Raw genomic sequence first — 11,967 nt, forward strand, 5'->3', positions numbered from 1 at the left:
GTTCACGCAAGATCGCCGGATGGCGTGGAAACCGGTGCACACGGGACGTGACTTCCTGGCGAGGCAGACCTACACCAAAGCCGGCGCGGTGGAGGCGATCAACGAGTTGGTGTGGAACGGTCTCGACGCCGAGGCCAACGAGATCGACATCGACGTCGAGACCGCGACGGCAGGCCCCAGGGAGATGCGGTACGTCACCCAGGTCGTCATTACGGACAACGGTCACGGCATGAGCCACGAGCGGGCCGAGGCGGCGTTCCTGTCCCTCGGCGACTCATGGAAGCAGTCGCTCAACCGCCGCACTGTCAACAACAAGCGTGCCCTGCACGGCGAGAAGGGCGTGGGACGATTCTACGTCTACTCCATCGGCGGACACGCTCGCTGGACCAGCGTGAGCGCGGAGCCGGCGGGTACGGGCAACACCAGGGTCGAGATCGTCGGAGAGCAACGCCGATGGGAAGGCTTCTCGATCGAGGACCCGGTCCCCACCGACCAGCCCACCGGCACCCGGGTCGCAATCCACGTCGAACAAGGCCGTTCCAATACAGCGCTGCTGCGCGAGGACTTCCCCCTCCAGCTCACGGCCCGGCTCGCGAGCCATTTGATGGCCAACTCCGACATCGTGATCCGCGTGAACGGCCTCGCTCTGGACCCGGTGGGGTTGATCGACGGTGAACCGTTCGATGTCGTCCTGGATCAAGTCCCGGCCGGGCGGCTCGGCGGGCACGAGGTTCCGAAGCTGACGATCGTGGACTGGACCGACCGCATGGGCAGGGTCCCGGCACTGATGTTGTGCAACGAGAACGGCATGGCGTTGGTTGCTGCGGACCACCCGAAGGCGAATCCGGCGGTGAAATCCACCGGTTACCTGTGCTGGTCGGGATTCGTCGACTCGCCCGCCGACCTGGCGCTCGCCCACTTGCACCACCAGGAGCTCCTGGAGGAGGCGACCAGGGTCTACGAGGAGCACGTGCGCGAGCGTCTCGACGCGACCACCGCCACGGTCGTCGCCCGCATGCAGGCCGAGGGCATCTACCCCTACCCGACCGACCGGATGGACGATCCGATCCTGAGCGTCGAGCGGGACATGTTCGACCTTGTAGCCGTGACCGCCCGCGGCACGTTGACCGGTGGCAACCGCCAGCAGCGGGAGATGAATACCCGACTGATCAAACTGGCATTGGAGGAACGTTCCGAAAGCCTGGACGCCGTCTTGGCCGCGACTCTCGAGATGTCCCCCGAGGAAAGGGATCAGCTGGCCTACATGCTGCGCCAGTCGTCCCTCGGCCACATCGTCGGCGCGGCGACCGAAGTCACCCGACGGGTCGACCTCATCCTGGCGCTGCGACAGGCCATCTACGGCAACGACATGCGCAGGCGGATGCGCGAGATCGACCAGCTTCACCCGTTGGTCAAGGACAACGCGTGGCTGTTCGGCGAAGAGTGGCGGCTCAGCCGCAGTGAACCCGGCCTGACCACCGTCCTTCGCGATGTCCTCGCCGACGACGCACTGCTCGAAGCGGATCTCATCGCGTCAGGAGGTCAGGTTCTCCGTGACAACGGCCGGACCGGCCGACTGGACCTGGTACTCCAAAGAACGATCCACACCCCCGGACTCCAGCACCGACTGGTGATCGAGTTGAAGCGCCCGAGCGTCGCACTGGGTGACAAGGAACTACGCCAGGTGCGGAGCTACGCGCGAGCGCTGAGCAAGAACGCGGCGACGGGGCGGGCCAAGTGGACCTTCTGGCTGGTTGGCGCCTCGATCTCAGAGGAGATCGAGGACGACGTCCACCAGACCGACCGCGAGTGGGGTCACGTCACCAAACAAGGCGACTACGACATCTACGTGACCCAGTGGGGACAACTGCTCGACGATGCGGCCAAACGCTTGGAGTTCTATCGGGAGCAACTGCGCTACGACATCAGCCAAGAAGAAGCTGTTACCCGAGTGCGTGAACGCCACTCGGCTCTGCTGCCTGAAGAACAACGTTCCGCCTAGGAACCCTGTCCAGTCGAGCTCGACGCCACCGCTTGAGCTGCCGTACGGCGGTGATCAGAGGCGTCGCCAGCGGGTCAGTGGTTCCGGCCTGGCCGAGTCGGCGACGGCCTTGTCCCAGCGGTCTTGCAGACCGTTGAGAAGTCGGTGTTCGACTTCGGCGGCGATGTGGGAGTAGACCTTCTGCATCTTGTCTTCGAGGGTGTGCCCGAGACGTGCGGCTTGGGCGATCTCGGGCACGCCGTCGGCGATCATCCAGGTCTTATGGCTGTGCCGGAAGCCGTGGAACGTCAGTCCTGGTTGGACGGGCTCGATCCGCACGGGCGGCGCGGTGCGCTTGAGGTTGCCGTCGGCGGCGGGGCGCATGGCCCGGCGGGAGAAGTTGGACCGGCGCAGGTACTCGCCTTCGGCGGTGACGAACACGTGGGGGTGGTCGTGGCTGTCGAGGTGTCGGCGCAGCAGTGGGATCAGGAACGGCGGGAGGGTGATGGTGCGGGCGGATTCGGCGGTCTTGGGCGGGCCGAGCTCGAAATGGCCGTTGATCTCGTGCAGTGCGCCGATGTCGGGGTCGATGACGATGCGGCCGTCGTCGAGATGGGTGTTGTGGCGTTGCAGACCGGCCAGTTCACCCCAGCGGGCTCCGGTCCACGCGGCGGTGAGCATGAGGAAGCCCGCCCACGGGCCGACGAGGGCGGCGGCGTTGTCGGCGACGCGCAGGGCCTGTTGGTGGGTGGCCCAGGTGCGCTCGCGGGATTTCGCGCGTTGGCGTTTACCCCGTCGGCGGGGGCGGATGGGGTTGGCGGGGATGAGTTTGTCGTCGGCGGCGTCGGCCAGCATCATCGACAGCACTTTGACGATCGTCGTGATGGTGGCCGGCGCGTAGCCGGCGGTGAGTTGCTTGCGCCAGGCGGCGACGGCAAGACCGGTGATGTCGGCCAGGGAGGTCTCGCCCCATCGAGGCAGGATGTGGTTGGTCACCAGGCTGCGGTACTGGGCTTCGGTGGCGCGGGACAGGTCGAGGGCGTCGAGCCAGTCGTCGGCCCACTCCGCCACTGCGATCCGGCCTGCCGCCGGGTCGATCCAGGCACCTCGACGTTGGTCGGTTTCGAGGGTGTCGGCGTAGTTGTCGGCCGATGACTTGTTGGGAAATCCGGTGACCGATCCAAGAGTGCCGTCGTCTCTAGGGTAGCGCACCCGCCAGGTCTTGCCGTGTTGTTCGGACCAGGCCATCGTGCCTCCCGGTGTGGATGTTCGGAGCTGTTGACGGGCGGTTGGTGTGACACGCCCATGGACGCTCTGTTGGCGGTAAAGGGCAATAGGCGTCGGGGAAGTTCTTTGGTGTCAGTGGGTTCGACGTGGGCGACTGTGGAGCGTCGGGGGTGTGTGGTTGCCGGAGTCGGCGATGTCGCGCAGGTTGGCGGCTGAGAAGCGCAGGTGTTTGCCGAGGAAGGTGCAGGGGATGGCGCGTTGTCCGGCTTTGCGTCGCAGCCAGGACTCGCGCACGGCGAGGAGTTCGGCGGCTTGGGCCGGGGTGTAGAGCCGAGGCACCGACTCCGGCGGCTCCGGGTGGTGGCCGGACGACGTGGGCGTGATGCGGCGTGTGGTCATCGCGTCTCCGCCCGGCGGCGGGATGAGCGGTGGCGGACTGGATCGCGAGGCGGCCTGGTGTTGCTTCGTGCGTGGGTGTCGGGTCCGGTCGAGAGTGGGCGGGTGGATGTGCGGTGTGGTTTGACCGGGCGCGCGGGTCGGGTGGTGCGCAGTCGCCGGGTCAAGTCGTCGTGCCAGGCCAGGGCGAACCGCAGGCAGTTGGACTCACTGCGGTGGCTTGGTGTGCAGCCGGAGACGTGGCGACCCCGGAAGCTCCAGGCCATCGAGTCGCTGGAGGTGACCGTGTCGGCGTAGCGGGCCAGACCGAGGACCTTGGCGCCGAAGGTGTGCAGGTGGTAGCCACGGGCGGCCAACGACCGGACGATGCGCTCGACCTCGGTGGTGTGTTGGCGGCGGCACACGCTGCCGACTCCGACCAGGGGCAGTGCGGCCAGGTCGATGCCGTGCCGTTCGTAGAGGTCGGCGCAGCGGTGGTAGTCGGTGATCGACTGACCTTGCAGCACGGGGATGATCGGCAGGTCCGAAGCCAGGTCTCTGAGTTGCAGGTAGTTGGCGACGGTGCGGTGCTGGTGCGTGCGCAGGCTCTCCCCGGTACGGGCCAGGAGGTGGTCCTCGGTCATCCAGTCCTGGGGTGCGGCCCACTCGAGATGCCCGATCTCGGTGGCGTAGCGGCGGACCGCTGCGACGTAGGCGGCAGGGTCGGTGCGCCAGCGGCCGTGCAGGGACAGTTCGGTGAAACCGCCGGAGTCCAGCGCCCACGGCCCGGTGGCACGCGGGAGGCTTCGGCGGCCAGCCAGACGCCGGTGGCTGACCAGCAGCGGCACGCGGAGGTCGCGGGCCAGCCAGGAAGGCTGGTGGGTGCCCAGGTAGAACCTCATGACCGCACTGCCCACCGCATGAGACCCGTGCCCCGGAGGACGGCCAGGGTGAGGACGGTAGCGACCGTTTTGCCCAGGATCTGTCCGGGTACGGCTGCGGAGCTGCCGAAGGCCAGCGGTACGAACAGGACGCTGTCGACGACGAGGCCGACCGCGTTGGACGCGGCGACGGCTCCGAGTCGGCTGTGCCGGCGCAGCCGTACGTATACCAGTGCGTCGAGGACCTCGGAGGCGGTGAAGGCCACGACGCCGGCCACGGCGAGCTGCGGAGAGGCCAACGCTGCGGACAAGCCCGCGCCGACCACGATGCCTGCCGCCACCCCGTGGACGCCGAGGGTGTCGTGCAGCAAGTCCCGGGCGGTCAGGGCCGCTCCGGCGAACAGCGTTCCCGCCGGGACGAGCAATCCGGCGACGAGCATCGGTGGCCAGAGCACCGAGGCGACGTTGGCGGCGACGACCGACGGGAGGTAGCCGACCATCGCCGCCACTGCGAGCACCGAGGGCCGCCTGGTCACGAACGACATGTCCAGTGGTCGCGCGCGCTTCGGGACCGTTGTGGCGGTGCTCATGCCGCACGCTCCTGGGAGCCTGTGGTCGCCGGTGTGTCGGCGGCGGGTTCGCCGGATCGACACGACCACGGCGAGCAGCCGTCGGGGTCGCCATCCTCCGCCTGGGTCGACTCTGCTGTGATCATCCGCAGGTGTCGGTTCGTTCTCGTGGGCGCGTCGAGGTCGACCTGGTCCAGCGGGAGGCAGGAGCGGTGCAGGAAGTACTGCCCGCGCAACTCCTGGCCCTGGGTGGTGGCGTGCGGGTGGCCGTGGCGGATGGCGCGGTCGAACTCGACCGCCTCCGCCCAACCCTGCGGATCGTGGTCGCGTACCCAGCGCCAGCCCGCGTTGCCGTGGAACGGGCACCCGACGCAGGCGCTCTTCACCGTCTTCCCGAAGCCGCGTTCGGCGAGGAAGTCGACGCAGCGGGCTCGGTCGAAGCCGAGGTCGAGCAGCGGGAAGACGTTGCGCAGAAACCGCAGCCCGGAGTCCTTGGCCCGGTGGAACTCGTCGACGCTGATGCCGATGGCCTGCTCGGCGTACACCCCGCGCGGCACCCGACGTGGATGCGGATAGCCGAGCAGTTCACGGGCCGCCTTCTTCAGCGGGATGATCTTGTACTCGGAGGTGCACTGCCTGCGCGCGAGCCCTCGGGATCCGTCCGGGTTGAGGGTGTGCAGGGGCATGGACACGAAGCGGTGGCGGGGATCGAGGGCGTCGGCGCGGATGTTCCCGGCCGAGACCTGGCGCACCGGGATTCCCTTGCGCTCGGCGTGCGCCGCCATGCGGTCGAGGTTCGCGTAGACGGCGCGCGGCTCCCAGCCGGTGTCGGCGAAAAGGGCGACGTCGAAGCGCGGGATCTCGCCCTCGCACGCCAGCAACAGCACGGTGGTGCTTTGCACTCCGGCGCCCAGGGACAGCAGTCGCAAGGCGGGTCCGGTGTCGGTCGCCTTCAGGCTTGTCTTGGTCATGCCGCGGTCACCTCCTGCCCGGTTCGCGACCGGTCGTCGATGTCGGTGGTGGTGCCGAGGAGTTCGGCGAGGTCGTCGAGCAGCAGGGCCACCGCGTAGGCGGCTTGTTGGGGAACCACGCCGTTGCCCAGGGCGCGGAGTTGCGCGGTGCGGGGCAGGGAGAGGTGGGTGACCCAGCCTGCGGGCAGCCCCATGAGGTGCTCGACGAAGGCGGGCGCGAGGACCGGGCGGCCGTGGTTGCCGGGCTGGGTGGGGTGCGGTGTCGGGCGGCCGAGCACCGCTTCCCAGCGGCGGATCGCCGCCTCGTAGACACCCCAGTTCACCGGTGCCGACTCGCCACCGGATGCGCGACTCCTCGTGCTGACGGAGTCGGGAACCGCTACGAGATGTCGTCGGTCTCGCTGCCGTCGGGCCGGTGGCGCGCCGGCGGGACGAGCAGGCGGATGACCGCCGAGGGCAGCATCAGGTCGCCCTTGGAGCCCCGCTGTGCCGGGCAGCCCTTCGTTCCGTCCGTCGCTCGTGGCGTCGGCAGGAACGCCTCGGGGTCCACCAGCGGGAGCACCTGCTGTGACAGAGGCGGCCGGAACCCCGCTCCGGCCCTGCGGCCCGCCGTGCCGGTGTCCGAGGCTCGCGGAGTCGGCAACAACCGGGCCGCATCCGGCAGCGACAGGCCACCTGTCTGCGTGCGGTGCGTGCAGTTCTTCGCATCCGAGGCTGTCGGGGTCGGCAACGATCGAAGCCGGTCCGGCAGTGACGGACCGCCCTGCCTGCCGGCGGCGCTGATGCCAGTGGAGGAGCCGTCGTGCGCGGTCGGCGTCGCCAGCATGTCCGTCTCGTCGACCGGGGCTGGGCTCGCGCAGCCAGGCGAGCAGGAACACGCGTTCGCGGCGGTGCGCGGCTCCGACGTCGGCGGCGCGGACGCTACGCCAGAGCGCGTCATACCCCGCTTCGGCCAGGTCGCCGAGTACACGGTGGAGTCCTCCGTTGCGCCAGCGAAGCGCGGCGACGTTCTCCACCACGATGAGTGCGGGTCGTAGTACGCGAAGGCCCGCCACGATGTCGGCCCACAGCCCACTGCGGACTCCCTTCTCGATGCCCGCGCGTTTCCCGGCGGCGGAGATGTCCTGACACGGAAACCCCGCGACGAGCACGTCGACCGGCTCGACTTGGGCCCAGTCGATGTGCCGCAGGTCACCGAGGTTCGGGATGCCCAGTGTCCGGGCATCGAGGATTCGGACGACGTGCGGGTCGGGGTCGGCGACCCAGGCGATCCGGCCGCCACCCAGGGCAGCCAGCACGCCGAGGTCCAGGCCGCCGTAGCCGGTGCACAACGAGCCCACGACCGGACCGGACTCGGTGACAGGGCGAGTCCGCCGTCCCTGCCCCGGCGTCACCGCCGAGGCCGGGACGAGAGTGAGCGAACGTGCCGCACAGTCACGGCGCGAGCGCGGCGAACGGCGTGTCATGCCGCCTGGCCTCGCTCACCCGCACCGTCGCGCGCGGATCGCGCCGAGCGGTACTGCCCGAGGTCCACCACCTCGCCCGACGAAGTACCGGCCGCACAGTTTCCGGCGGACGTGTGCAGCGCGGTGCGGAACACGAGGACGTCCTCGTGGGCGATCAGGTGCAGCGGGAGTCCGGCCTCGCGTTGCTTGCGGATGAAGTCGCGCTGGAAGAAGCTGCCGCGCGCCACGAGGTCGGTGGCGGCGGCGCGGGCGAGCAGTGCGACGTTGCGCTCGACCGGGATCAGGCCGGCGGCGCGTCCGCAGGCGAGGATCTGGGAGGGCAGGTCGATCAGCTCGGCGTGTTCGCGCCACGGGCGGATGGTGATGGCGATGTGCCCACCGGGCTTGAGGAAGGTGCGCAGCGCGGCGAGGATGCGCGTGAATCCGGCCAGCAGCCGGTGGTGGCCGATGTTGGCGAGGTTGCCGCGGTCGAGGGTGTTGCCGTAGAGGTGGTGGTACTTCTGCACCCCGACGCCGGGTACCGCCGACACCTGCCCGTGGGTGGACGGGCCGTAGGGCGGGGAAGTCACCACCAGCGCCGCCCGGCCGACGTACTCAGGTGGGAGCAGCGTCACGAGCTGGCGGGCGTCGCCGTGGAACACCCGTGCGTCGATCCCGTCGTCACCGCCGACGCCCTGCTCCCGCGCGAGGTCGAGATTCGCCTGCGCAACCTCGACCCAGTGGGGTTCGTACTCCACGCCGACGGCGCGGCGACCGAGCCGGACGGCTTCGACCAGGGTGGTGCCGATGCCGCACATCGGGTCGAGCACCAGCTCGCCCGGCTTCGTGTAGTGGGTGACGGCGTGGCGGACAACCTCGGGCAGCATCTTGGCCGGATGCGCGGTCGACTCGGGCGTGTACTTGTTCTTGCGCTGGGCAGCCGGCGAGGACTGCGCGGTCGTCCACACCGACACTGCGGGCGGCTCCGCGCTGCTCTTCTGCTCACCGTTGTCCACAGAGTTGTCCACAGGGGTGGGCGAGGTGTCGAGTGCGGTGATGAGCGCGCGTGGGATGCGTTGGGTCGGCTCGTCGCCGACCGCTGCGGTGGTCGTCGCGGAGGGCTCGGCGGTGGGCTGGTGGGTGGCGTCGTGTGTCACGGGCATGCCTTCCTGGCGGTGCGGTGCGGTGCAGTGCGGTCCGGGGTGGGAGAGGTCGTCGTCCGGCGCGGGTCGGGCGCGATGCTCAACTGAGGTCTTCGGGCTGCGGGACCACGTCCGTGGGCGGACTCGGCGACGCCGCGGGCGTGGGCTGGTGGTCGTGCGGCTGGGCGAAGACGAGGACGTCGGAGTGGATGCGCCGATGCGGCGCGGGCAGCCCGCGCACCAGGGCACGGTGACGTGCACGCGCGTCGCCGTCGTCGGTGTCGCGGTCACCGCGAACGCCGTCGGAGTGGGCGTCGGCGAGGTGGAAACGACCGTCGTGGATCGGCGTGTGCAGGGCGACGATGTACTGGAGGTAGAGCAGGTCGGCGTTCTGTCCTGCGGTCACCACCGCGCCCGTCGGGTCGGTCAGCTCGCCCGACGTCCAGTCACAGTGCGTGAGCACGACGAGGATGCCACCGACCCGTAGCCGCCGTGCCGCGTAGAGCGCGATGAGGTCGGCGGTGTTGCCGTCACCGTGGTCGCCGGAGCGGTGCGACGGCAGGCTGGTGACGATCAGATCGGCGCTGTCCACCGGTTCGGTCCCCGCGTGCGGGAAGGGCACCTCGACGGTGACTTTCGGTGCCGTGGGGAGGGTCGCGGGAGCCGGACCCACCCCGCCGACGAGGTCGGCCCAGAACGGGCGGGAAGCCGGGCCGGTCGACGTCGCGTCGACCGGGACGCGCTCGACGCGCACGCCGCGGTCGAGGCGTTCGACAGCGGCGATGGTGTCGGCCAGGTCGGGGTCCGGCTCGGTGCCGGGGGCGTGGTCGATGACGCCGTCGGCACCGACCACGCCGAGCGTCGTGCGGGTGCGCTCGGGGGTCGACCAGTCCAACAGCACGACCCGTTCGGCGGGCTTGCTGAACGAGGTGACGATTCGCTCGACGAGGGTCGCGGGCCACATGGCGTCGAGGTCGATCGGCGCGGTGCCGGCGGTCCAGACGGTCGCCGGAGTCGGGGTCGAGGCCGACCCGCGTGAGCGCGAGCGGCCGGTGCCGGCCGTGGACTTCGCGGGCTTGCCGGGGCTGACCCGGGTGGTGCTCGGAGCGGTCGGCCAGGGTCGGCGGTCACCGCCCCGGTGCCCGCCGGGGCGGGCCGGAGCCGGGTGGGTGGAGTCGACGCGCCGTCGGGGCGAGCGGCGGGCGGAGTTGTCGGGCTGGGTCACGGGTGTCCCTTCACCAGGGGTGGGTGCGCATGTCGGTGTGAGGCGCTGATGACACCCCTGAACTCCGAAATACGACCCCTCCGGGGACACGCCCCCGGCCACTTTTCTCAACCGGATTTTCGACAGCGAATAGCGGGAAAGGTTCGCGCACGTATGCCCGCGCAGAGGGAGGCGGCGGGCCCAGGGAGAAGGTGACCGAGCGCTTTTTCGATCCCGCCGGAGGTCGCGGGCACCCCGGCCATGGCAGCGCGTGACGACTCGCTCACGGCTATGATCAAACTAGTACCGAACTAGTACCGGGAACCCATATTGCCAGCTAGGCAGGCATTACCGGACGGGTCGATTTGATCTTGACTGCGCGTGTTCAGTGATGAGTGGATCTTGTGACCCCTGCGGCGGCGGGGTGGTGATCGCCGGTACCTCTGCGGTACTCGTTCGGTACCAGTTTGGTCATCGGTTGGTACTACCCGCCGTGGCGTCCTGGGCAAGTCGTTGATTCCGACTTGCTTTCGGGAGCCATTCCATGAGTTCACGTGAGGCTATTCCGCGCTCCGGTTTCGAGCGCGGCTCCATGCCGTTGGACGCGGCGCGGTCGGCGTTCGAGTGGCTGGTCGCCGGGCCGCGTCCGGTGTCGGTGGACGGCCGGTTGTTCCCCGGTCTCCCGGCACGCCGGGTGCCGCTGGACGAGCTGCGCGACCGGCTGCTGCGCCGCCGCTGCCCGCAGACGCTGCGGGACGCGGCGTGGGCACACCTGGTCCTGCTCGCCCGCACCGAGGGCGACGCCTGGACCGTCGGCGCGGTCGGTGTCGCGCTGCCCGCGCTGACCACCATCGCCGCCACCTTGTCGGCGAAGTTCGCCGGTGACCCGAGCGACATCCACGCGGCGGTGCTCGCCGGTTTCGTCGCCGAGCTCGGCGGGATCGACCTGCGCCGTCCGCGGGTCATGTTGCGTCTGCGGTGGGCCGCCTACCGCGCCGGCCACGCGTGCGTGCGCGAGGCGCTGGACGCGCCGGTGCCCTCCGGTCACGCGGGCGAGGGCTTCCGCTCGACGATGCCGCCGCCCCCGTGGGGCCACCCCGACTTCGTCCTCGCCCGCGCCGTCGCCGAGCACGCCATCACCTCCGCCGAGGCCGAACTCATCGGCTCCACCCGGCTGGAAGGTGTGCCGCTGGCCGACGCCGCGACCGGCCGCAACCTCTCCTACCAAGCAGCGAAGAAGGCGCGCCAACGCGCCGAGCACCGCCTGGTCGCCTACCTGCTCGGCGACACCACCGACACCCCGCACTCCGGTCCGCGCGAGGGCGACGTGGCGACCCGGGTGGCCGACGCGGTGACCATCACAGCCGCCGCCCAGCACTCGACCATCGCCGCCTCGCCGTCACGCAATGTCACTGATCTGGCGGCGCGCACGGCGAAGAGAGTCGGCGACCGCGTGTCCCCGCAGGGCCGATTTTCCGGAGTTCAGGGGTGCGGGAGGAAACCAGCCACCCCCGCGCACACCACCTCTTCGCCCACGCCGCCGCGCGAGTCCACGCAGCACTCGGCACAGCGGCCGTCGGGCACGACTCCGGGAGTGTCGCGATGCGCCTGACCCGTACCCCAGTTCGCCCTCACCACCACTGCCGGCCCGGTGACAACCGGCCTCGCCGCAGGTTTGTCCTCAGCCGCCGTGAGGTGACCTCGCGAGCCCACACACCGACGTGCGCGGGCCCGCGGCGGCCGACCGACGACGGCAACACACCTCCGACTTCTGATGGGCGTAGCGACCGCCGCCGCAGCGTCCGCCGTCGCGTGCTGTTCGTTGCCGCACTGGTCGTGGTGGCGCTGCAGGCCTCCGGCGCGACGGCGCACGCCGACACCATGGTGCTCGCGATCGCGGGCAGCGTCGACGAGGTCCTGACCAACATCCGCAACTGGTTGATGGGCATCCTCGCCGGCCTGGCGACGGTGTTCTTCACCATCGGGGGCGTCCGCCGGGTGTTCGGTGGCGGTGACCCCGGCGAGCAGGAGAAGTCCAAGCAGGCATTCAAATCGGCCGGGATCGGGTACGGCCTAGCCGCACTCGCGCCACTGGTCGTCACCGTGCTCAAGGGCATCGTGGGGGCCTGAGGCGATGCGCCCGCCGAACAGGCCGGTCAGGTCTGCCCCACG

General features: G+C 70.0%; 12 protein-coding genes and 1 pseudogene. 3 read left to right on the plus strand and 10 right to left on the minus strand.

Features of this window, described 5'->3' with window-relative positions; all coding sequences use genetic code 11:
• Positions 1-19 precede the first annotated feature (19 nt).
• A complete protein-coding gene (locus OQ02_RS24240; RefSeq protein WP_033440856.1) occupies positions 20-2,002 on the plus strand; it encodes an ATP-binding protein in 1,983 nt (660 codons plus the stop codon).
• A gap of 54 nt (positions 2,003-2,056) precedes the next feature.
• Here the strand turns inward: OQ02_RS24240 and OQ02_RS24245 are convergent, their stop codons facing one another.
• From OQ02_RS24245 to OQ02_RS41240, 10 genes and pseudogenes are all read right to left on the minus strand, one after another.
• Positions 2,057-3,229 carry a tyrosine-type recombinase/integrase gene (locus OQ02_RS24245; protein WP_033440857.1) on the minus strand — a complete coding sequence of 391 codons (1,173 nt, stop codon included), beginning with the start codon at positions 3,227-3,229 and terminating at the stop codon, positions 2,057-2,059.
• Between the two features lie 111 nt (positions 3,230-3,340).
• Positions 3,341-3,607 (minus strand): helix-turn-helix domain-containing protein, encoded by a 267-nt coding sequence (locus tag OQ02_RS24250; protein ID WP_051772736.1) that lies wholly within the window; start codon positions 3,605-3,607, stop codon positions 3,341-3,343.
• A complete protein-coding gene (locus OQ02_RS24255; protein WP_231500199.1) occupies positions 3,604-4,485 on the minus strand; it encodes a deazapurine DNA modification protein DpdA family protein in 882 nt (293 codons plus the stop codon). The genes OQ02_RS24250 and OQ02_RS24255 overlap by 4 nt, the downstream gene beginning before the upstream one ends.
• The gene (locus OQ02_RS24260) at positions 4,482-5,054 is read right to left on the minus strand and encodes a VUT family protein (protein ID WP_231500200.1); all 573 of its coding nucleotides are present in this window, start codon (positions 5,052-5,054) and stop codon (positions 4,482-4,484) included. The genes OQ02_RS24255 and OQ02_RS24260 overlap by 4 nt, the downstream gene beginning before the upstream one ends.
• Positions 5,051-6,004, minus strand: coding sequence for a hypothetical protein (locus OQ02_RS24265; protein ID WP_033440946.1), 954 nt, complete (start codon positions 6,002-6,004; stop codon positions 5,051-5,053). The genes OQ02_RS24260 and OQ02_RS24265 overlap by 4 nt, the downstream gene beginning before the upstream one ends.
• Positions 6,001-6,327: a hypothetical protein gene (locus tag OQ02_RS46010; RefSeq protein WP_231500216.1), complete on the minus strand. Its 327-nt coding sequence runs from the start codon at positions 6,325-6,327 to the stop codon at positions 6,001-6,003. The genes OQ02_RS24265 and OQ02_RS46010 overlap by 4 nt, the downstream gene beginning before the upstream one ends.
• A 56-nt stretch (positions 6,328-6,383) precedes the next feature.
• The gene (locus tag OQ02_RS46015) at positions 6,384-6,830 is read right to left on the minus strand and encodes a hypothetical protein (protein WP_231500217.1); all 447 of its coding nucleotides are present in this window, start codon (positions 6,828-6,830) and stop codon (positions 6,384-6,386) included.
• 88 nt (positions 6,831-6,918) lie between these two features.
• Positions 6,919-7,470 (minus strand): annotated as a pseudogene (locus tag OQ02_RS46020) (DNA cytosine methyltransferase); the annotation flags it as partial.
• Complete coding sequence (locus OQ02_RS24280) at positions 7,467-8,612, minus strand: TRM11 family SAM-dependent methyltransferase (protein WP_051772738.1); 1,146 nt, start codon at positions 8,610-8,612, stop codon at positions 7,467-7,469. The pseudogene OQ02_RS46020 and the gene OQ02_RS24280, both read right to left, overlap by 4 nt.
• Before the next feature lie 79 nt (positions 8,613-8,691).
• Complete coding sequence (locus OQ02_RS41240) at positions 8,692-9,816, minus strand: hypothetical protein (protein ID WP_051772739.1); 1,125 nt, start codon at positions 9,814-9,816, stop codon at positions 8,692-8,694.
• A 523-nt stretch (positions 9,817-10,339) separates the two neighbouring features.
• Here OQ02_RS41240 and OQ02_RS24290 point away from each other — a divergent pair.
• Positions 10,340-11,407 (plus strand): hypothetical protein, encoded by a 1,068-nt coding sequence (locus tag OQ02_RS24290; protein WP_033440858.1) that lies wholly within the window; start codon positions 10,340-10,342, stop codon positions 11,405-11,407.
• A 200-nt stretch (positions 11,408-11,607) separates the two neighbouring features.
• On the plus strand, positions 11,608-11,925 hold the full coding sequence (locus OQ02_RS24295; RefSeq protein ID WP_033440859.1) for a pilin: 318 nt from the start codon (positions 11,608-11,610) through the stop codon (positions 11,923-11,925).
• Positions 11,926-11,967: the final 42 nt, after the last annotated feature.

This window comes from Saccharothrix sp. NRRL B-16314 (assembly GCF_000716595.1).
GTDB lineage: Bacteria > Actinomycetota > Actinomycetes > Mycobacteriales > Pseudonocardiaceae > Actinosynnema.